The sequence below is a fragment of the Maribacter sp. 2-571 genome, from assembly GCF_050589625.1.
GTDB lineage: Bacteria > Bacteroidota > Bacteroidia > Flavobacteriales > Flavobacteriaceae > Pelagihabitans.
On sequence record NZ_JBNGOP010000021.1, the window covers coordinates 70489 to 91240 of the forward strand.

The 20752-nt window shown below is 47.1% G+C and carries 16 protein-coding genes; 7 read left to right on the plus strand and 9 right to left on the minus strand.

All coding sequences use genetic code 11. The features are described from left to right. Positions 1-414 precede the first annotated feature (414 nt). From ACRD7P_RS14880 to ACRD7P_RS14895, 4 genes are all read right to left on the minus strand, one after another. Positions 415-2712: a gliding motility-associated C-terminal domain-containing protein gene (locus tag ACRD7P_RS14880; RefSeq protein WP_430908426.1), complete on the minus strand. Its 2298-nt coding sequence runs from the start codon at positions 2710-2712 to the stop codon at positions 415-417. A gap of 72 nt (positions 2713-2784) precedes the next feature. Next, a complete protein-coding gene (locus tag ACRD7P_RS14885; protein ID WP_430908427.1) occupies positions 2785-3693 on the minus strand; it encodes a PorP/SprF family type IX secretion system membrane protein in 909 nt (302 codons plus the stop codon). 259 nt (positions 3694-3952) lie between these two features. Further along, on the minus strand, positions 3953-4924 hold the full coding sequence (locus tag ACRD7P_RS14890; RefSeq protein ID WP_430908428.1) for a sugar phosphate isomerase/epimerase family protein: 972 nt from the start codon (positions 4922-4924) through the stop codon (positions 3953-3955). Between the two features lie 6 nt (positions 4925-4930). Further along, positions 4931-5770 carry an alpha/beta hydrolase gene (locus tag ACRD7P_RS14895; RefSeq protein WP_430908429.1) on the minus strand — a complete coding sequence of 280 codons (840 nt, stop codon included), beginning with the start codon at positions 5768-5770 and terminating at the stop codon, positions 4931-4933. 160 nt (positions 5771-5930) lie between these two features. Between ACRD7P_RS14895 and ACRD7P_RS14900 the strand changes: the two genes are divergently transcribed. After that, a complete protein-coding gene (locus tag ACRD7P_RS14900) occupies positions 5931-6914 on the plus strand; it encodes a carbohydrate kinase family protein (RefSeq protein WP_430908430.1) in 984 nt (327 codons plus the stop codon). A gap of 12 nt (positions 6915-6926) precedes the next feature. On the opposite strand, the gene ACRD7P_RS14905 is transcribed toward ACRD7P_RS14900, so the two are convergent. The 4 genes from ACRD7P_RS14905 to hemA form a co-directional block, all read right to left on the minus strand. After that, on the minus strand, positions 6927-7505 hold the full coding sequence (locus tag ACRD7P_RS14905) for a RidA family protein (protein WP_430908431.1): 579 nt from the start codon (positions 7503-7505) through the stop codon (positions 6927-6929). A 328-nt stretch (positions 7506-7833) separates the two neighbouring features. Next, on the minus strand, positions 7834-8859 hold the full coding sequence (gene hemE / locus ACRD7P_RS14910) for a uroporphyrinogen decarboxylase (RefSeq protein ID WP_430908432.1): 1026 nt from the start codon (positions 8857-8859) through the stop codon (positions 7834-7836). Positions 8860-8911: 52 nt separating this feature from the next. Further along, the gene (gene hemC, locus ACRD7P_RS14915; RefSeq protein ID WP_430908433.1) at positions 8912-10504 is read right to left on the minus strand and encodes a hydroxymethylbilane synthase; all 1593 of its coding nucleotides are present in this window, start codon (positions 10502-10504) and stop codon (positions 8912-8914) included. Further along, positions 10501-11757 (minus strand): glutamyl-tRNA reductase, encoded by a 1257-nt coding sequence (gene hemA / locus ACRD7P_RS14920; RefSeq protein WP_430908434.1) that lies wholly within the window; start codon positions 11755-11757, stop codon positions 10501-10503. The genes hemC and hemA overlap by 4 nt, the downstream gene beginning before the upstream one ends. Before the next feature lie 204 nt (positions 11758-11961). Between hemA and ACRD7P_RS14925 the strand changes: the two genes are divergently transcribed. Beyond that, a complete protein-coding gene (locus ACRD7P_RS14925) occupies positions 11962-12843 on the plus strand; it encodes a helix-turn-helix transcriptional regulator (protein WP_430908435.1) in 882 nt (293 codons plus the stop codon). A 37-nt stretch (positions 12844-12880) separates the two neighbouring features. Here the strand turns inward: ACRD7P_RS14925 and ACRD7P_RS14930 are convergent, their stop codons facing one another. Further along, complete coding sequence (locus ACRD7P_RS14930; RefSeq protein WP_430908436.1) at positions 12881-13729, minus strand: N-acetylmuramoyl-L-alanine amidase-like domain-containing protein; 849 nt, start codon at positions 13727-13729, stop codon at positions 12881-12883. A 493-nt stretch (positions 13730-14222) separates the two neighbouring features. Between ACRD7P_RS14930 and ACRD7P_RS14935 the strand changes: the two genes are divergently transcribed. From ACRD7P_RS14935 to ACRD7P_RS14955, 5 genes are all read left to right on the plus strand, one after another. Further along, positions 14223-15557 (plus strand): microtubule-binding protein, encoded by a 1335-nt coding sequence (locus ACRD7P_RS14935; protein ID WP_430908437.1) that lies wholly within the window; start codon positions 14223-14225, stop codon positions 15555-15557. Positions 15558-15739: 182 nt separating this feature from the next. Continuing rightward, positions 15740-16807, plus strand: coding sequence for a hypothetical protein (locus ACRD7P_RS14940; RefSeq protein ID WP_430908438.1), 1068 nt, complete (start codon positions 15740-15742; stop codon positions 16805-16807). Then, on the plus strand, positions 16797-18755 hold the full coding sequence (locus ACRD7P_RS14945) for an AAA family ATPase (protein ID WP_430908439.1): 1959 nt from the start codon (positions 16797-16799) through the stop codon (positions 18753-18755). The genes ACRD7P_RS14940 and ACRD7P_RS14945 overlap by 11 nt, the downstream gene beginning before the upstream one ends. 10 nt (positions 18756-18765) lie before the next feature. Continuing rightward, the gene (locus ACRD7P_RS14950; protein WP_430908440.1) at positions 18766-20016 is read left to right on the plus strand and encodes a DUF6638 family protein; all 1251 of its coding nucleotides are present in this window, start codon (positions 18766-18768) and stop codon (positions 20014-20016) included. Continuing rightward, positions 20013-20540 (plus strand): hypothetical protein, encoded by a 528-nt coding sequence (locus ACRD7P_RS14955; protein ID WP_430908441.1) that lies wholly within the window; start codon positions 20013-20015, stop codon positions 20538-20540. The genes ACRD7P_RS14950 and ACRD7P_RS14955 overlap by 4 nt, the downstream gene beginning before the upstream one ends. The last annotated feature ends 212 nt before the right edge of the window (positions 20541-20752 follow it).

Here is a 20752-nt window from a genome sequence, read left to right on the forward strand (position 1 = left end):
TTAGGACCCCGACGCTTCGGGGCTATGCTATCCATTGAACTACGAGGCCAATATTATTTACTCTAAATCCCGAATTCGATTACACCTCTTAAATCAAACGTTTAGGACCCCGACGCTTCGGGGCTATGCTATCCATTGAACTACGAGGCCAATAGTATTCACTCTAAATCCCGAATTCGATTACACCTTCTAAATCAAACGTTTAGGACCCCGATGCTTCGGGGCTATGCTATCCATTGAACTACGAGGCCAATAATACCCAACTCTTTATACGTTCGCCCAAGGAAATATTCATGGTCCTTGTTCCAACTTTTTAGATGTGGGAGGGCAAAAATAAAGTTTTTTGGCAACTTTACCGCCAGCAAACCGATCAAAGTGAACGGAACCGAAAAGAAGTTTCTTTCCGGTATCCGATCAATCCGTTATAAACATCCAACCGTTCTTTTGTTTGGGGCCTTCGCTCGTTCGATACTCCAAAATATAAATGTAGGTGCCTACCATACCCTTTGCGCTTCCCTGGTTGGAAACACCATAAAACAAGGCGTCGTCGGTTCCATAAGCCGTGGTTTGGTATTCCAGGGTACCGCTTCGGTTATAAATGCTCAGGGTATTGTCGGGATAATTTTCGATACCGTCTATTTTTAGATAGTCATTTTGGCCATCCTGGTTTCTGGTCACCACATTATAGACCGTTATGGGGCCTTCCACGCTCGGGGCCTCCACCACGGGAGCTTCTTCCTCGAACGGTGTTATGGTCGCATAGCTAAGGTCCTGCGCCTTTAGGGCGAACAAAACGGCATCGGTATTATAGGTAGTGGTATCGATACTGGAGAACAGCGAGCCTTCCGTAAAGCCCGTAACATACACGATACCGTTTTTTACCACTAAACCGGTAAAATGATCCTCCCGTTCGGTACCGATCTGAAATCCTTCGAGTACGTTCAGATCGGTATCCATTTTCAATACAAAACCATCGGCATAGCGGCCCGGTGCGGGGTTTTGCGCAAACAGGCTCCCGTAGGTATGCCCGGTAATGAAGAGGTTGTCCCGTTCATCGATAAAAAGGTCGATACCCTCATCGGACCATTCGGAACCTACCAAAGTGGCATCGACCAAGGTAGCGGTCGCCACATCTACCTTAAATACAACAATATCGCCCTTTCCGCCATAACGCCTCCTGGGAAAATCGTCCAAAACGCCATGCACCGCACCGACCACATAGGCAAAACCGGCACTATCGAATTCTACCTGCCAGGCCCAACCCGGAAAATCGTCACCGTCGGTCAAGGGAATAAACTCCTTTAATTCCCCGCTATCGCTCCACAGGCGCAACCACATGGCGTGGTGGTTGCCGCGGACCACCAGATTGTTCCAACCGGCATTGGCAACGGTTCCCTTTCCGGGAATTCCCGATCCATCGGGCATAAAGGCGACCCCTCCATGGCCTTCATGAAAAAAAGTACCTTCGATACCGCCATCTACCCAGGCTTCAAAACCGTTTTGACCCGAACTGATCTGATCCTGGTCTACCTTCAGGAAAAAAGGACCGGGACCTTCGTTGATACTGCTCGACGAGCTTCCGCTTACGAACAGTTTTCCATTGTTGTCCTTGGCAATGCCGGTCACATTATCCACTCCCGGTCCCGGATCGTATTCAAAAATTCCCACCTGTTCCCCGGTTTCGGCATTGATCTTTACCACTTGAAAACGGCCTCCCCCATTACTACGGTCGTTGCCGATAAAGACCCCCAAAAAGTAAAAACCGTCCTCATACACCGAATCAAAAATTCGGCTGGTCCTTTTTGCCGTACCCCATCGGCCATCACCGTAATTTCCCTGCCATACGATATTGCCATTTCCATCGTATTTGATGGCCGCCAAATCGCAACCGCAACCGGGATTGGCATTATTGGGCAAGGGATCCGGCGTACGCATGGCCATGAAAACATTCCCCCTGGGATCTACCTCTACCGTAGGCCATACATCGATACTGGCGGTCTGCACCTGATCGATACCACCTGCCGTTTCCTTTACCGCGCGCCGGGGCGCGGTCGCATATTCATAGTGGTCGGAGTCCAAGGGAATTTCCGCTGCGGAAACCTCTAAAAAAATGGCCATAAAGTCATCGTCCACAACACCATCGGTCCCCTTTTTAAGAAATAGGGCCGTGCCGGCATAGGGCTCTACAACATCTACCAAAACATAGTCTTCCGGAGCGCCATGGATGTAGATCCTACTGGGACCTACCTCAAAAAACTCGATATAGGTAAAGTCGCGATCTACCTGGGTACCCTGCCTTCCGGTATAAAAGGTTTTGCTATGATCACCAAGAAAATAACGATCTCCGGGTTGACTAAAATCCGGGTCGTTGGACACCCTTCGCTCCGTACCGTCGTGAAAGTGTACTTCGTTAAGGCCGGGAACGGCGTCCCTGGGCTCGACCGTCATAAACGTATCAAAACCCGTGGTTTCCCCGTTATGGGCACGCCAACCGGGAAACGGCCAAAAATCGTCCCCCGCCAGACCGTTTCCAAACTGATAGTTGGGCACCGAGGCCCGTAAATCGAAGGAATTGGGTTCCAAAAGCATGGCATCCTCCGCGATCTTCCGGTAACTGTCCCGTTGCGCATCCGTCAGCTGGGCCGTTCCCATGGCGAAACAGCACAGTATAAAAAAGAAGGCTGTGCCTACCGTTATGTCGTTTTTTTTCATGTTCAAAGGTTTTAAGGGTGTTGTGTTTTATGTTATATTTTCCGGAAAACCGGTTCTAAGGTTTTAAAAAAGCTAGTCCCTTCCTACAAAGGAAATCGGGTTTTTGGTTAGGTTGAACCGCAGGCTCACCTCATGTGTCGCCCCACTGACCGAGGATATATCGGAAATGGCGGCATCATAGGAATAGGCCATGCGAATACCATCGGTCAACTGAAAACCGACAATGCCCGACACCGCATTGGCTAGGCCGTAGTTTAGGCCCAATAATACTTTGTTCTTATAGGCGACGCTGGTGGTAATGTTATATTGGGTAGCCGACCGTTCCTCTTTTTGAAAAAGGACCGAGGGTTTTACCGTCCAATGATCCCCGAGTGGGAAGGCATAGCCTGCCATAAGGTTATAACTCCTGTTCTGCAATACGATAACGGTATCGCCCTCTAGGGCCTCCGTTTCAAAAAGGGTAGGTATTGAAAAACCAAAAAACCATTGTTCCCCATGAACCAACGTTCCCAACCCGAGGTTGCCCGCCGAATCGGTAAGGTCGGAGCCAAAAAGATTCTGCTCCGCATCGGCGGCATTGATCTCGGAGGTATTCAAATCATAGAACAACAGCTGTGCATTCAACCCCAAACGAAGCTGCACCGTTTCGCCAAGGCGAAGGTTATAGGCGTAGTGTCCGCGAATCTCATTACGGGACGAGGGGCCAAAAGCATCGTTGTAAAGGGTGAGTCCAACTCCCATGGTATCCGTAATACGATATTCCCCGGAAAGCAAAAACGTACGCGGCGCATCGGGAATGGACACCCATTGCGAGCGGTAGGCGGTCGTTAGGGCCAGGTCGTTCAAAGTACCGGCGTATGCGGCATTCAAAAGCAAAGGTTGTTGTAGGTATTGTGTGAAGCGGGGTGCCTCTTGTGCGGCCAGTGAAAGGGAAAACAGCAATAAAACAAAAGAAAGCCCCCTGAAGACATACTTCTTCATTCCGATCAATTTTTATGATTTAGGAAAATAGGACTGCTGTGTTCAAAAAAGGTTTAAATCCCATTCCAATAAATAAAAATGCCCGCATCAAAAACATGATGCCATGGGTCCGCACCAACAGTCGGCAAGGCGGCTTAATACAAGCTGCAGAAACAAAGGGCACCCACTGATCACGGCAAGCGCGATCGGCATGCCCATACCTTCGGTCACCGGCAATCGGGACATTACTTCAAACTTCCTTTAGGACTTTTGGACGGAATCAGGCCCTTGTTAAATAATCAAAGCTTTTCTTCAGGGCCGTTTTTGGATCTTCGACCAGATCTTGTTCTACAAAAAAGTGCTTGGCACCATGGGCATGGGCCGTAGTAATGATGCCCTTTAGATCGAGTGCCCCGTCTCCGGCTGTGGTCATGTTGGGGAAAAGTTGCATCCACTGCGCGGCATCGGAACCGTCACCGGAAAAATGGACTTTCGGTTTCATATCCTTCAAATGCATCAAATGGTACCTCCCAGAATACTTTTTTAAATACGCCACGGGGTCCGCCCTACCGGCGACCGTCCAAAACACGTCCATCTCCAAAAACACGGTTTCGGGGTCGGTAGCATCGATCATCACCTCAAAAGGGGTTACACCCTTTGTTTCCTGCAGTCCGTATCCGTGGTTGTGATAGGCGAATTTCAATCCAAATTCCCGCGCCTTGCTCCCGATGTTATTGAAGGTATCGGCCATTTTTTTATAATCGTCCAATGTTTTCCTTCGGGAATCCGGTATCGCGGGCAGCGTAATATATTCCACTCCCAAAACGGACTTTAGGGATGCAAAAGCCTCGATATGGTGTTCCAAGGTATCCAAATCGGTATGTACGGAAGGTACGGTCAGGCCATGTTCGGCCAACAGCGCGCCAACCCCCTCGGGAGACCTCCCGAACAGCCCACTACCACTAAACCCCAACAAGGGGGCAACGTTTTTCCAATCCGCTTTGGCGCTATCGGCACTAAAGGAAAAAGGACCGAACAGCTCCAGTTCGGTATACCCCATTTCGGCAAGCAGGGCGATCCCGCCCTCGAAATCTTGTTCCAGTACCTTGGGCAACGAAAACAATTGTATGCCCAGTGGTGCTATTTTTTCCATTGTTTCAGTATTCATCCATTGCGCCCATAGCCGGTCCGCGCCAACCAGTCCAAATGCCGAGGCTAAGGCCGTTTTTCTTAAAAAGGTTCCCCTGTTCATATCGCATTATTTTGAAGCGGGGTCGCTGTGTTTTTTTACAAATCGGAGCAACAAGGGAATTGCGGGGTATACCATATCATGGCCATAACCGTCAAGCTCCATCAATTCGATATCGGGATGTTCCACCACCTTCATCATCCTATAAAAGTAGGCGTTCTCCTCATGGCGGCCCAAAAGTTCCAGTTCCCGGTTACCGGTAATCAATAACATGGGCGGGGCATCATTCCTTACATGGAACAGCGGGGCATATTTATCCACAACGGCCTGGGTGCCCTTAATGCCCATCTCCTTACGCACGGTAAAATGGGTAATGGTATGGCCGCTGAACGGAACCAGACCGGCAAGCGAGTCGGCGGCCACCCCGTGTTTTTTTAGATAGCTTTTGTCCATACCGACCATGCTGGCCAAATACCCCCCCGCGGAATGCCCGGAAACGAATATCTTTTTCGCATCGCCATTATACTTTTCAATGTTTTTATAGGTCCAGGCCACCGCAGCGGCGGCATCTTCGATATATACCGGATTTTTGACCTTGGGGTGCAAACGGTAATTGACCGAAACCACGATCACCCCTTTTTCTTCCAATCCTTTCGGAATGTGCTTGTTCCCAAACTCCAGACCGCCGCCATGGAACCAAACTACCGTGGCAACACCGGTAGTGTCTTTCGGGTAATATACATCCAAAACACAGCGTTCGGCAATGTACGCGTCCGATTTACGTACCGCTTCGTCGTAGTACGGCACGTCTTTTTCCGTTTTATAGCCCGATACCTGGGCCATAGCCATACCTCCTAAAGTAAGAAAGAGTACGGTCGCCATTCTTTTTACATTATTCCTGTTTCTCATTGCTGTTATTTCAAAGGGTGTTGCTCCCAAAACCCGGTTGCCGTCACTAATTTATGCATTTCCTAAGGTCGTTATTCAATTTTTTGTAATTTAAAAAGATTTTCAGTTTGGTTCTAAGGTAGTGTGCACTATCGAAAGACCATTTAATTCAGTAGTATACATGACGAAATATAAAGTTGGGGTACTGGGTCCGATTCCCAGAGATCATATTACCACACACCGGGGCGAGGTTATCGAAAAATATGGTTGTGCCACCCATACCGCCATAGGCATCGCAAAACTTTTGGGAGCGCATGGAACGGTATACCCCGTTTCCCACCTGCGAAAGCAAGATGAAAAAGCGGTAAAAGACCTGCTGGCGGAATATTCGAACATCGATACCGATCATATTACCTGCGATGCCGATCAGGGCGATGTGATCCGTTTAACGTTTATCGACCAAAACAACAGGCTTGAGAAACAAACCGGTTTTATGAACCCCATCGTTCCAAAAGATCTGGAAGCCTTGTTGGACTGTGACGTATTCGTATGCGTGCCCATTACCGATTTTGAGGTTCCCTTAGAAACCCTGAAATTTATTAAGGAACACAGTGATGCCATCATAATTTTCGATGCCCACGGACCTACCAATACCTGTACCACTTCCGGAGATCGGCTCACCAAATTCTGGGTCGACCGTGACCAGTGGCTGCCTTATATCGATGTATTGAAAATGAACTTGGAAGAATCGAAATGTTGCTGGTTCGAAAAAGAGTACCGATTGGAAGATCTTGGCCAGTTGACCGATAACGACACCTCCCACCTTCCCGCATTTGCGGCCCATGCGCTCGACAACGGTATCAAATCCCTTATCGTTACCTTGGATTCCAACGGGGGATCCGTTTTTTTTAAGGAGAACGGCAGGGTACAGCATGAAATTGTGGCTTCGGTACCTGTTACGGATGTGGTAGACACTACCGGTTGTGGCGATTCTTTTGCGGGCGGCCTTGGCTATGGGCTTTTGGAAGACCCCACCAATTACATCCGTGCCGCAAAGTACGCCAACACCTTGGGCGCCCTGCGCACACAGGGCCGTACGTTCGACGTTTTTAAAACAAGGTCCGAAACGGAACAGATCATGCGCAATACCTACGGCAGTATTTAAGCCATTTGTCGGCTATTCGTATACCGCTACCACCATTTCCACTTCGACAGCCATATTTCCGGGCAACGACCCCATACCCACGGCCGCTCGGGCATGTTTCCCCCTGTCTCCGAAAACGGAAACCATCAAATCGGAATAGCCGTTGATGACCTTGGAATGGGCGGTAAATTCGGGCACGGCGTTTACCATCCCCTTTACTTTTACGATACGGGCAACCTTGTTCAAATCCCCTAGCTCCGCCTTGAGCACCGCAAGTTGGTTGATAGCGGCCATACGTGCGGCGGCATACCCTTCCTCTACCGTTAAATCGGCTCCGAGTTTGCCAACGATATTGGTCCCATCGGGTTTTTTGGGACCCTTTCCCGACAAAAACAAAAGATTCCCCGACCGAACGGCATGCACATAATTGGCTATCGGTTCGGAGGGCGTTTTTAGCTCGATACCCAGCGTTTTTAACTTGGCCTCAGGGGCGTAGCCCACCTCCGGCACAGGTTTCGTTACAGCCTTTTCTACAACTGTTCTTTCCTTTTCCACATTTGGATTGCAAGCGACCGCAAATACCAAAAGCACGATATACCAACCTTTTCCCATACCCTTAAATGTACTAAAGTAGGGCTCCAACACCAAATGCCCCTCCACTGATGCTCTATCATAATGCTACCCATTGAAAAAAGACCGCTGCGCTGAAAGAGAAAAGAACAAAGACAAGTTCAAGTGTCAAACTTAAACTCAAATTCAAATACAAGTTTAAGCCCAAACTCAAAGCTAGAAGAGAACCTGCTAACCACTTTTCCAATCACTTTTTACTCACCACTCACCACTACTTAATGCGAACTGATAATTGCTAATTGCTAATTGCTAATTGTCCATTGAAAAAAGACCGCTGTGCTGAAAAAACAACTTTCGTGTGGTCCGAACGCTAAACGGAATATTCCTTTACGGCGTCGATAAACGCTTTTGCGTTCGCTACCGGGATGTGCGGCAAAATGCCGTGCCCTAAGTTTACGATATAGCGGTCTTTCCCAAAGGCATCGATCATTTGCCTTACCATTTTTTTGATTTCCGCAGGCGGGGAAAGCAATCGGGCCGGATCAAAATTCCCTTGCAGCGTAATTTTCCCTCCCGTTAAATAGCGGGCGTTCCTGGCGGAACAGGTCCAGTCGACCCCTAATGCCGAAGCACCGGATTTCGCCATCTCTCCCAGGGCGAACCAACATCCCTTGCCAAATACGATTACGGGCGCATGGTCTTTTAACGCGTCGATGATCTGCTGGATATAACGCCATGAAAATTCTTGATAGTCCACGGGCGACAACATGCCACCCCATGAATCGAATACCTGTACGGCATCCACACCGGCCGCTACCTTGGCTTTTAGATATGCTATGGTGGTATCGGTAATGCGCTGTAACAGTTCGTGCGCCACCACTGGCCGTGTAAAACAAAGCTCCTTGGCCTTATCAAAATTCTTGCTTCCCTGCCCTTGCACACAGTAACAAAGAATTGTCCAGGGCGAACCGGCAAAACCGATCAAAGGCACCGCATTGTCCAGCTTTTCCTTGGTAGCCTTGATGGCTTGCATCACATACCCCAATGAATCGTTTACATCTGGAACGATAACCCGCTCCAAATCTTGAGACGTGCGGATCGGATTTGGCAAATACGGCCCAAAATTGGGTTTCATTTGCACCTCGATGTTCATGGCTTGGGGAATCACTAAAATATCGGAGAAAAGAATGGCGGCGTCCATCCCGTACCTGCGAATGGGCTGCACGGTAATTTCCGAAGCGAGTTCCGGTGTCTGGCATCGGGTAAAAAAATCATATTTTTTCCGAATTTCCATAAACTCGGGCAGGTAACGCCCTGCCTGGCGCATCATCCACACAGGCGGCCTGGCCACCGTTTCCCCTTTTAAGGCCTTAAGGAACAAATCGTTCTTCAACATATCGTTAATTTCATTTCAATGGTATGGCAACTTGTAAGGGCGTACCACACTTTTAACTTTGGTTCTCGGACGCGTTTACCAGATCGATCACACTTTCCACTGTAGGGATCTTGGCCACCAAAACCTTTGAAAAATGGGTTCTTGCCTCCTTGGCGGTGGTTTCGCCGATGCAGTATGCGATACGATCTTTAGGTTCGTTTTCCTGAAGAAAACTGGTGATCGCGGACGGACTAAAAAACAATACCGATGCTACACTTTCGGGCAAGGGCACCGCAACATATTTTGTTTTATAGGCCGCAATCTCATGTACGGTAATCTTGTTCTCGGTGAGAATATCCGGAAGGACGTCCATACGGATATCACTACAGAAATAGGTAAGCTCAAGGCCCTCCATATACTCCACCAAATATTCCGCCAATAGTTTGGCGTTTTTTGCGGTATGTGCCACCGGACCGATGCGTTTTTCGATCAATCGTTTGGTCTTTCTTCCCACACAATATATATTTTGAAACCGGAGCTGCTCCGGTTCAAAATTTGTCAGGAGGGCCGTTACGGCATTTTGACTGGTAAGTACCACATTCTGAATGGGTTCTTTTATGGCAACCGCGGCGATGCGGGAAGGACTTACCTTAATAAAGTCTTCCGATGTTACCGAGAGTGCCTCATTGAAAAGTTGCAGCTGTTCGTCCGTCAATTTTCGTGTAGCGAACACTTGGGCCGTTTTTTGTTGCTCCGAACCCAACAGTTCGTTCATGATACGTTTTCCGCCACGTTCCAGAATATGTTTGGCACACAATTCGCCCAATTGTTGGTGTTTGCCCAAGGGCGCCTTGTATTCCGCACTTATCTTTTTTTGACCGTTTACCGAAAGTAACACTCCCTTTAGCACTACCTGTTCCTCACGGTCGATCTTTGCCAAAGCACCTATCGGTGCCGTACAACCGCCTTCCAAAATCCTTAAAAACTCCCGTTCCAAGCCAACACATAAGGCGGTATGCTCGTGGTTCAAGGCTGCACAGGCTTGCCTTACATAGTCATCCTCCTCCATGGCCACTACCATAATGGCCCCTTGGGCCGGTGCGGGCAGCATCCAGGTAAGTCCGATCGTATTTTCGGGCTCTAGGGCTATACGCTCCAGTCCGGCCGCGGCAAAAATGGCCCCGTTCCAATCGTTATTCTTTAATTTTTGATGCCTTAGGTTGATGTTTCCCCTAAGGTCGACCACGGTATGTGTAGGGTAGCGGTTGAGCCATTGGGCCTTTCGTCGCAAACTTCCCGTGGCAATGACCGCCTCCCGTTCCGCAAGAAACTCTTCGTTATGCTTATACGCCAGTATGTCCAGGTAATTGGCCCGTTCCAAAACCGCGGCCTGCACAATTCCTTTGGGCAACGCGGTGGGTACATCCTTCATGCTGTGTACCGCAATATCGATCTCGCCCTTGATCATGGCAACATCCAAGGTTTTGGTAAAAATTCCGGTAATGCCCAACTCATAAAGCGGTTGGTCGAGCATCAGATCGCCGGTCGCCTTTACCGTCACCAAGCGGGTATGGTGTCCCAATGCTTCCAGTTGTTCTTTTACGGTATTGGCCTGCCATAGTGCCAATTCACTATCGCGGGTCCCTATCCGGATGACCTTGTTCATTGGGTATCTATTTCGAGTTGAAAAACTTTTTGGATCAAGGCCAAACTACTGTCGGCGTCCACATGATCCCCTTTGAGGTGATTGGCGAACTGTTTCGTTATCTTTTGAATGATGCGGTCCGAAATGATATCGGCCTGTTGGGCATCAAAATCGGCCCGTTTTTTTGATTGGTAATCCATTTCTTCGTCCTTCATCGTCTTCAGCTTGCTTTTGAGCGCCTTAATGACCGGGGCAAATTTTCGGGTTTCCAACCATTGGATAAAGTCGGCCTTTACCGTTTCAATAATGGACTCGGCCTTGGGAACGAACTGTTTTCTTCGGGCCAAGGTCTCGTCCGTCATTTGCGAAAGATGGTCCAAATGGATGACCGTTACATTTTCAAGTTCCGAAACGTCGTCCGAAACGTTTTTGGGGATGGAAAGATCCAAGATCAACAACGGTTTTTTGGTGTACACCATTTCCTTACAGATGGTTGGTGACTGTGCGCCAGTGGCCACCACCAAAACATCGGAGGTGCGTATTTCGGTTTGCAGGTCGCCGTAATCCTTAACGACCAGATCAAACTTTCCGGCAATTCGCTCCGCCTTGTCCTTTGTGCGGTTGATCAGGGTAATTTGATTCTTTTTGGTATGCTTGATCAGGTTCTCACAAGTATTTCTTCCGATTTTGCCCGTTCCAAAAAGTAAAATGTTCTTGGAAGTAATATCAGGTACATTTCTGAGAATATATTGTACCGATGCAAAGGCTACCGAGGTGGCCCCCGAAGAAATTTCCGTTTCGTTTTTAATGCGTTTGCTCGCCTGGATCACCGAATTGGTCAACCGTTCGATAAAGGGGTTCGCAATACCCATTTTTTTGGATCGGTTAAAACTTTGTTTCAACTGACTGATGATTTCGAAATCTCCTAAAATTTGACTGTCCAAACCGGTGCCCACCCGAAAGAGATGGCCAATGGCCTCGTTATTCTTGTATACATATGCGACCTCCTGAAACTCCTCTACGGTACCGGTGGTATTGTCGCACAATAGTTTGATCAATTGAAAAGGATGTTGGGCAAAGCCGTGAAGTTCGGTACGGTTGCAAGTAGAAGTGGCCAGCAACCCATCAATATCCTGGTCCTTGGCCTGGGCCAATAGCGCGGAAATCGCGTTGTCGTCCAAACTAAATTTCCCTCGGACCACGGCATCAGCTTTCTTATAATTTAGCCCAATGGTGTAGAACGAATGGTGTTTAGAAATATGATAATCCTTCATATGGCCTTTGCAAACGTTTGCAAAAATACGAGTGAAGAAATCAAAAAAATAACGCTAGCGGTACTTTTAATACCGTTTCGGGTTTTTTAGCGATGGTTTGGACCGAAATCTCGGGAAAAGCCTTATTTTTATGGTCTAAGTAAGCCATCTATACAAATTAATTTAGAACAATTCTAAATAAAAAACAACAAATCATCAGCCCTTATGGAATTAAAAAGTGTCGCTACAGGTTCTTTTCAAGAAGTACTGATCGAAGATGGATTTTTTGTTTTGAAAATCCAGAACGACACCCCTCACGTTCAGCGGATTACACGTGAAATCGACAGCTCTTTCATCCAATTTCATTTTTGCCTAAAAGGGCATTCCAAATTCATCTTCAATGATGGTAGATACGCCCTGGAAGTTAAAGAGGAAAATTCCTTGTTGCTCTACAATACCCAGATCGACCTTCCCCTAAACCTGGAACTGGCCCCTAAGGGCTGGCTGGTATCGGTAGTAATGACAATACGTAAGTTTCACTCCTTATTCTCCAAAGAGGCCGATTACATTCCTTTTTTGAGCGAGGACAACAAAGACAAAAAATACTATTCACAGGAAGGCTTTAGCCCGGCCATTTCGGTATTGTTAAGCCAAATGATGAATTACAACCTGCATCCCTCCATTAAGGCACTCTATATCAAAGGAAAGGTATACGAACTCATTGCGCTCTACTTTAACAAGGGCGCCGAAACGGATATGGAGCAATGTCCGTTTCTGGTGGACGAAGATAACGTTCGCCGCATTCGCCAAGCAAAGGAAATCATCATTTCCCGCATGGCGGAACCCCCTACTTTAAACGCACTATCGGAAGAAATTGGACTTTCCCTAAAAAAATTGAAAGAGGGTTTTAAACAGATATATGGCGAACCGGTATTCACCTTTTTGTTCGATTACAAAATGGAATACGCCCGAAGGATGCTCGAATCGGGACAACACAATGTGAACGAGGTCGGTTTAAAGGTCGGCTACAGCACGGCGAGTCATTTTATATCCGCTTTCAAGAAAAAATACGGCACCACGCCCAAAAAATACATGTCGGCACCCTAGCCCCTAAAAAGCTTCGCTCTTTGATCCTCTTTTAGGGTTAGGGAGATAGGCGCGCCACCATAATACCGGTATTCTTTTTAATCCCCTTCAAATACTCCGCAAGGGGTAGTTTTGAAACTTCGACCTCCATACTGCCCGTTGAAGCGTGCAACAGGTGAATGCGACCATCCTTTTCGCGGGTAGCGATGCCCGTGTGGGTAACATCGAGCCCAGCTATGGAAGTTGTTAAGGCGATGATATCACCGGTTTGTATCAGGTGTTCATTAAGGGCAATTTGATTTTGTGGTAAAACGCAAAAAGTTTCCCCGTTCAAATAGTCCTCCGACGCTTTTATTTTTTCATAGTTGTCCTCATTCGTTTTTAAGAAAGGATATAGCTCTCGATGGGTACTCATAAAATTGATTTCCTTATCCACGGGCACCCCTCCAATTTCAGCGGTCACATCCTTTAGCAGTCCCTTTTTTTCGTTATCCGCGATCCATTCCGTAAAATAATGCAGACGGGAGGCATACCCATTTCGCTTTCCGTCCCGATAACGGATATTTTCCAAGGTATCGGCAAACACCGGAAAATGCGATTTGCCCGACCGCAATAAGATACCAAAGGCCAATACATTTTCGACAAAAGTAGTACAATCCAGCCCCTGCAAGTTGATGGTCAACGGTTCGGCCTCCCCGATTTCCAGGGTTTGGGCCACATAGGGGGTTCCCAAAAAGGTTTTGCCCACGGCAACTACCGTTTTTCCAAAATCGTTTTCCAAAAGGCCATCGATTTCGATGGTTTTATCCTCAAAGGCCTGCCTGTCCTTTTCGGAACAGATCAGCTCCTGCGCAACCCCGGAAATGGATATTCCCAACAAAAAGACCAACGAACACAACCGCCTCATATATACTGTTTTCAATAAAACTACTAAAATTACCCATGCCAACATACCAAAAACCCCGAAACCAAAAGCTGAGAGGTACAAGGTAAACTACCTCCGGGCAAGCCCACGAGGCATTAAAAGAACTATCCTTTACCATTTGGATACGGGCATCGTGGCATTAAACCCACTGGTGGGAATCATATCTTCTGTAACAAAAAGTGGATGCTTACTACTTATAAAATGTACAGTTCGCCGATAACGGCTTTTTCACCTCGGTTTTTTTGCCGAAATTGAACATTGAAGTGGTTTAACCTTTTTCAATTGGCTATAAAATGATGCTTTTTCACCCTCTTTTCGACTTTTTTTCCTTCCATAGCCCAGCTATGCAACTCAAAAAAGACTTCAACAGGGTAAAAAATCATTAGTTTTCGCCACAATCCAAAAAGTTTAAACCACTTCATTCTAAAAACCGCCGGTTTTATATTTACTAACACTTAAAAACAAGAAAGATACCATGGCCGATGATTTTGATTTATTAGAGACCGAATCCAACTCCAAACAAGAACAAGTTGATGTAAATTGGGGTAAGGCGGTCGACCAAATGAAATCCAAATTAGCACAGGAAGACGATCCCGAGGTGCGACAAAAAATATTGAATGCCACCCTGGACGATGTAGTCGGTATGGCCGAAAAAGATCGTTCTACCCTGTTGGACGCCATTAAGGATTTAACGGACTACCAAGACGAGGTCGGTATCATTTTTGAAAAATTCTCTACCCTTAACGCCGCCGAGCAAAAGGTGATCGACGATGCCCAAAAGGCATTGGAGAACGCCAAACGCGATTTGGAAGAAGCGGAAGGCGTAAAGGACAACTGGTGGAACAACCTGTGGGGGCGCAAGGCAAAGATCAGAAGAAAACAGACCGAACTGGATGCCGCACAAAAAGTACGGGACGGGGCCGATATGAAGGCAAAGGCCATGTTCCAGGAACGGATCGAATCGGCGGACATTCAAACCCTGTTGAACGAGCTTTCCTATAAAAGTCAGGCCGCCGTAGGACGTTTGAAAAACAGGGAAATCGAAATTAAGGAGGTCGAGGACAAATTACAGGTCGCCATTGTAGAGGCCAGTAAAAACCATACCAAAGCCTTGGAGAAAAAGAAAGAAACCGAAGACAAACTAGAGGAACAGTATGCCCTGTTGAAACAGGCGCGCCAAGCCCTTGAAGAAATCTCGGACAAGCAGTCCTCGGACTATTCGGAAGGCATTGGTAAAGTGACCCAGATCGAGCAAAAAGTGGAAGAGCTCGAAGGCCTTAAAAATGCCTATACCACCCTTGCCGCAAGTAAGGACAGTTTTGTACACAAGCACAATCTCACCATAAAGGTACTGACCTCATTACGCAGCAATTTACAATCGCACCGCGCCAAACTTAAGAGTGATACCGACGAACGCCTAAAATACTACGACGGATACATCGTGGCCCTGAAGGCCCGAACGGATCAGGAGTTTGCGGCGATCTTGGAACACCTGGGCGTTAAAACCGATGAGCATATCGGGCAAACCTTGGCCGCCATGCATACCGCCAGTGCCAAAGCACGACAGGATATGATGGACAATATACCGGTACACGAAAAAGTGATGCAGGGCGTATATTCGAGCTATGCAGAATCCTTGCAGGAAATACGCGTGAAAGATGCCGATATTCAAAAGAATTTTGCCGATCGCTACGGTATCGATATGAAGGAGATCTTTGAGGAGTATTATGCCACCGATGGCGATGCACCTACCGAAAACAACGATAACAAGGCCCCTACGCCACCCGCAGAGGACGACTTATTGGGCTAAACCGATACATCGGGTAAACATGTATTGAAAGCTTAAAGCGCCACTACTCGACCGTTGCGAACAAACGGAAAAGAGAACAATACGTTTTACGGTACCGGCAGTTCCAAAACCTGCCGGCACCATAAAACCCTTGGTTACCCCACCCAATTCAACATTTAATTTTAAAAACGCCATATAGTACCATGCCGATCAATCAAATTGTTACACCTTTGGACAGTGCCGTTCTTGAAACAAAAGAGCAGTACAAGGTGTACTTTAAAATTGTAACCCATGCGTTCAATGAGCTGGTAAAAAGTATTGCCGAAAAAAAATTGTGCAGTTACCTCGAGGCCACTTTTGTAAAACAATATTGCGAACTCATGTCGTATTCGCTGGAGGCCTTCCGCATCAAATACCTATTCGATGATGAGGAAAAAATGCGTATCGACCTTACGGAATCAGGCTTTCCCAATTACCTTGAATTCCGTTATTTGTTCAACGACCTGGAACTACGTGAGGAATATTTGAGCAAACTGCCCAAGATAACCGACTTAAAGGAGGAGTTCCTAGAAACCCTTTTAAAAAACAGACGGCCCATAGCCGACCGAAAGTTACAACAGGCGGCATCGATCATCTACTACGCATCGGTAAAACAGACCCATATTTTTAAGCGTTTTGTGCAAGGTAAAGTTTTGGAGGTCACCGACGATAAGTACAATGCACAATACATGGTCAGCTGGGCGTTCTATGATGTGATACAAAACCGTCCCTTTATCTGTTTCATGTATTTTGACCTGCACAAGGAAACATTGGACGACTACCGCCAGAAAATATACCAGGTATTGGAGCAGACCGCCGAACGTAATATCGACCTGGATATGATGGCCTATGCCATTGACAAAAAACTGCCCAAACTTTGGCCGAAAAAGATAAAAAAGATGGATCTGGGGCCTTTGCACAGTGTTTTTGCCAAGGACGAGCTTATTGTAACCCATGCCGTTTTGGATGCCATCGTAAAAAAGAACCTGGACCTTTCAGAATTCGCGCTATCGCTGCAGATAGACGAAACCGGCACCTCCGGAAATTTTACCGAGGGCAGTTTCTTTAACAAACAACGGTTACAGGTATGGGGACCCACCAATGTTCAGAAGTACATTTTGGCCCCCCACCGGGTGATACAGGTGTTTTATGACACCATTCCAGAGACCATCCACCAATTGACACAAGAACCAATAGAAATTCCCCCGCTAAAATTATCACATGGAGCATAACAGTACCTTTCCCATTTCACTGAACGAGTTAGCGGCCCTGAGAAACGAGGCCACTTCCTATCTGAAAGGCGTACAATGGGAACAAGGAAGCAAGGCCAAAAGCCGGGACAAAAAGCAACAGGACAGTTCCATATTATTATACTTGTCCAAGGCCAACGGCACGGCGGCCAACGAGGTCGTTTCGGTGTCCAAAACCATTCTCTCCTTAAAGAAAAGGTTGCTTCCCGATTCCGTAGCCATACCCGTACACCTGAACCAGGCCCTGTATTCCCTTCAAGAAGGGCTTACTATGGGCATTTGGCTCAAGGATAGTTACTACGATGCCTCCGGACTTTCCCATTTGAACGAACGGAAAAGCAGTTTGGACACTACCCAAAGAAGGGAATACGACGCCAAATTGCAAACCGCCACCGCCTTTATGCTCTACGGAACCGCCTATCGCATTCTGTTCGATCTGAAACCAATGGTATCGGACGACCTCAGCGTAATGAAAAACAAGTTCGCGGGCATACCGGAAGTATCGCTGATGTCGCCCTTAAAAGGCATATCATGCCTGTTGTTCTATTTTGAAAAATATCTGGACCACCCCGAAATCATCACCTCGGACGAGGAGGTACTCCAGTTTACAGTGGTCTTTTTCGAAGCGCTGATCGCCGAGATACAGATGCGGATCAACAGCTTGGAGTATACCGAGACCATCACCGACCGCACCTACAAACTAGAGAAAAGTGAATTCGCCGTGTCGGGATGGGAAAATGTTTTGGAGGGCACCGCAAAAAGTGTGGAATTCAATAAAATCCAATTTGAGGAAATCGTGGGGAACCGCGATGCAAAACACTTTGCACGTCGTTTGACCGAACGCATGTTGAGCTATGATTTTACGGCCAAAAAGAACCCTTTTCAGGAATTGGGCGGTTTTATGCCCGTTTTTATGGGGTATGGTATTCCCGGAACGGGAAAAAGTATGCTGATCGCGGCCATTGCTACCAAGTTAAAAGAGCATTGTGATGCGCTCGAAATTCCGTTTTTGTTCCACCCCATGCCCGATACCTTGATCTCTACCTTTCAAGGTGGGTCTGCCGAAAAAATGGTACAATGGATGAAACCGTTGCAAGATCCGGGAAAATTGATCTTTGCACCTATCGACGATGCCGAAAACAACTTACAGGAACGTACCGCACAGGGCGTTTCGGCCGGGGTAAAAGAAGTCATCGGGGTCTTTTTACGCTATACCGAAGGTGCCTATGCCATCAATTACGGCAACAGCGCGATCGGGCTATTTACCAACTTGCCCGAAATGCTGGACAAGGCGGTCATTTCGCGCGTACAAGGAAGGTTTAAGATCGATGGGGCCCGGACCATACCCGATTTTGTAGACCAGGACTACCTCTGGTGGAACAAATTGAACGAGAACATGCCCAACTTCGTCAATATGAAAAATCCGGACAACTATACCTTTTTGAGCGAGCAGGGACTTGCCAAAAACCTTGGGGAAATTTTAAACCGATCGGACAAGCCGACAGCGGACAAGGTATTGGAAATCTATGAGCGTACCGAAGCAAAACACGCCACCGATACCCATTTGTTTTTTGCCGAACTGTATAAAAACATTCAAGAAGCCTTTCCGTTCTTCTCCTCTAGGGATATCCGGAACATTCAGAGCGCCATTTCGCTACGGCTTACCGATTTTGACCTGCCCGAAGCCTGGTTCGAAGATGCCTCCCTGTACTTTAAAAAGGACTACGACGCCAAATTCGCCATGCTGCAAGATTTGATGAAACAGAATATGAAAGGGCTTAACTTCTCCGATATCCGCCGACAAGAAGTGGTGCACTATCTGGACAATGTAGCCACCATCGCCGATACCGACTTCAAACGCAAAGTAGAAAATCGGGTGCATGACCTCAACGTATCCCTTGAAGCCAACCGTATTTTTGAAAACCGCTGAAACTGAACCTATGGAAAAACTACGGGAAGCGGGTTTGATCGATGGCGCATTGGTTCGGCTTTCGGGTTCCATGGTGAGCCGGTACAACGAGTGCTTGAAATTATTGGGGGCCAAAACCACCAAGCTCAAGCAGTTTTCCATAGACGGTATGGGATGGAGCCCTGAAATTGCCGAAGAAAAAAAGGACAATTGGTATTTGAACATGGGAGAGGCCAACGTGAACGCCATTGTGCTTTCCCCGGCGCAAAAAGACAAACCCGTGCACATGCCATCGCACAGTTTTGACCGGGATGTGATGACCGCCGTTTTTGCGGCCTACGGAAGGGAAATTAAGGACATCACCAAGGACGCGGCCCTAATACTGCACCTTGATCAGAATATCGACACGTTTTTCGACCCTTTCGATCTGTTGCGATACAGCACCATTACCGTTCGTTTTACCTTGCTGAACAAACTGAAGGAGAAACAACAGGAACAACGGGCGTTGATCCAATGGTTCAATCGCAATAATAATTTTATCGATCGCGACGTACATCAAAAACTGCTCGAATCGGCAAAAAAATACGGTGACCTCCGAAAGCGAAAATTGGACCTGGAACCCATTACGCTGCCCATCAATTCTTTTTACACGACCGCTTTTGGAGGTGTTTTTGTGCTAAAGGACTTTATAAAGACCATACTGGTTTTCGAGGACAAAACATGGTTCAAAAAAGCCACGTCGGACACTACCCATGATGTGTTGCTCTTTCATATCGATCACGACGAACTGATGGATGCCCTCGTTCGACAGCTGATCATAGAAAACGACCTTAAGAGCGCGGTGCGCACCGCGCGATACGAACGTATTAAAAAGCAGTTGTTCTCGGAACAGCTGAAAAAGAAAGAGCACCCTTTTAAAGAAATATTGGAAAGCCCAATGCTTTTCAAACGCTATTTGAACCAACTGCCCGTGGAAACCAAAAAAATGATATCGGGTGTAGAAATCTACTTTCAACGACTCACCGTGGACAGCGAACTAAAACAGGAGGCGTTCGTAGACAAAGCGTATCACAAGGCGTTGCACTACCCCCATTCGTCCCTAATGGACGAGCAAAAAGAACTGATCTGGAAACTCCTTTCGAAAGTAATGCCCAAAGACCCCTTGCACCTGTATTGGTATGACAAAGCGGCCTTTTATGACGCCTACCAAACGTGGGACCCCTCGTATCAAGAATGGGTAATCGACACTATTTTATTGAACGCTAACAACCAATTGTCATGACACTAGAAATCATCGTATTCGTTCTTTCCATTCTCTTCGGGATCGTTTGGTATTGGCGGGAGTCCAAAAACAACAAATGGTACCGCTTGGCAAATAAGATCACCCATTCCTCGGAACTTCAGATGAAGGCCGATAACCGGAAAGGGTTTGTGCACCAACAGGCCTTTTTGTTGCGTTTGGTATGGGTTACCCTATTGTTCGTGATCATAGGGGGCATTGTTACTTTCGTAACGCCCATCAATATCTTCTTTATCCAATATTTCGCATCGGCCATAGTAGGTACATTGATCGGCACCTATATCGCTTCAAGTTTTATACTGGCAAAAACCAAAACGACCAAGGAAAACCTGGAAAAAGCGTTCGAACAGGGCAAAGAGTTTATAGAGGACCTTGCGGAAGGTGGAGCGGAAGAAACGGCCGAGGAAGAAACAACGGAAGACCCAAAACCCGAAAAAGATACCACCGAAAAGAAAAAATCCAAATCGGCAAGGGACCGCTTACGGGACAAAGGGATGATAAAGTAGTGGTGTTGCGTGGTTAGAGTGGTGTTAGTGGTTAGTGGTTAGTGGTTAGTGGTTAGTGGTTAGTGGTTAGTGGTTAGTGGTTAGTAATAAGTAAAAAGTACTCAAGTACTCAGCTACTTATTACTTATTACTACATACTCAATAGTGTCCGGTTAATGTAATAGTAATCTTTGTAAAGACCTTAAAAATATACAAGTTACGGCCGTTCTTTG

Bases quoted from the DNA above. Each gene is read 5' to 3' on its own strand.
- ACRD7P_RS14880 (WP_430908426.1), bottom strand. From the start codon at position 2,712: ATGAAAAAAAACGACATAACGGTAGGCACAGCCTTCTTTTTTATACTG.
- ACRD7P_RS14885 (WP_430908427.1), bottom strand. From the start codon at position 3,693: ATGAAGAAGTATGTCTTCAGGGGGCTTTCTTTTGTTTTATTGCTGTTT.
- ACRD7P_RS14890 (WP_430908428.1), bottom strand. From the start codon at position 4,924: ATGAACAGGGGAACCTTTTTAAGAAAAACGGCCTTAGCCTCGGCATTT.
- ACRD7P_RS14895 (WP_430908429.1), bottom strand. From the start codon at position 5,770: ATGAGAAACAGGAATAATGTAAAAAGAATGGCGACCGTACTCTTTCTT.
- ACRD7P_RS14900 (WP_430908430.1), top strand. From the start codon at position 5,931: ATGACGAAATATAAAGTTGGGGTACTGGGTCCGATTCCCAGAGATCAT.
- ACRD7P_RS14905 (WP_430908431.1), bottom strand. From the start codon at position 7,505: ATGGGAAAAGGTTGGTATATCGTGCTTTTGGTATTTGCGGTCGCTTGC.
- hemE (WP_430908432.1), bottom strand. From the start codon at position 8,859: ATGTTGAAGAACGATTTGTTCCTTAAGGCCTTAAAAGGGGAAACGGTG.
- hemC (WP_430908433.1), bottom strand. From the start codon at position 10,504: ATGAACAAGGTCATCCGGATAGGGACCCGCGATAGTGAATTGGCACTA.
- hemA (WP_430908434.1), bottom strand. From the start codon at position 11,757: ATGAAGGATTATCATATTTCTAAACACCATTCGTTCTACACCATTGGG.
- ACRD7P_RS14925 (WP_430908435.1), top strand. From the start codon at position 11,962: ATGGAATTAAAAAGTGTCGCTACAGGTTCTTTTCAAGAAGTACTGATC.
- ACRD7P_RS14930 (WP_430908436.1), bottom strand. From the start codon at position 13,729: ATGAGGCGGTTGTGTTCGTTGGTCTTTTTGTTGGGAATATCCATTTCC.
- ACRD7P_RS14935 (WP_430908437.1), top strand. From the start codon at position 14,223: ATGGCCGATGATTTTGATTTATTAGAGACCGAATCCAACTCCAAACAA.
- ACRD7P_RS14940 (WP_430908438.1), top strand. From the start codon at position 15,740: ATGCCGATCAATCAAATTGTTACACCTTTGGACAGTGCCGTTCTTGAA.
- ACRD7P_RS14945 (WP_430908439.1), top strand. From the start codon at position 16,797: ATGGAGCATAACAGTACCTTTCCCATTTCACTGAACGAGTTAGCGGCC.
- ACRD7P_RS14950 (WP_430908440.1), top strand. From the start codon at position 18,766: ATGGAAAAACTACGGGAAGCGGGTTTGATCGATGGCGCATTGGTTCGG.
- ACRD7P_RS14955 (WP_430908441.1), top strand. From the start codon at position 20,013: ATGACACTAGAAATCATCGTATTCGTTCTTTCCATTCTCTTCGGGATC.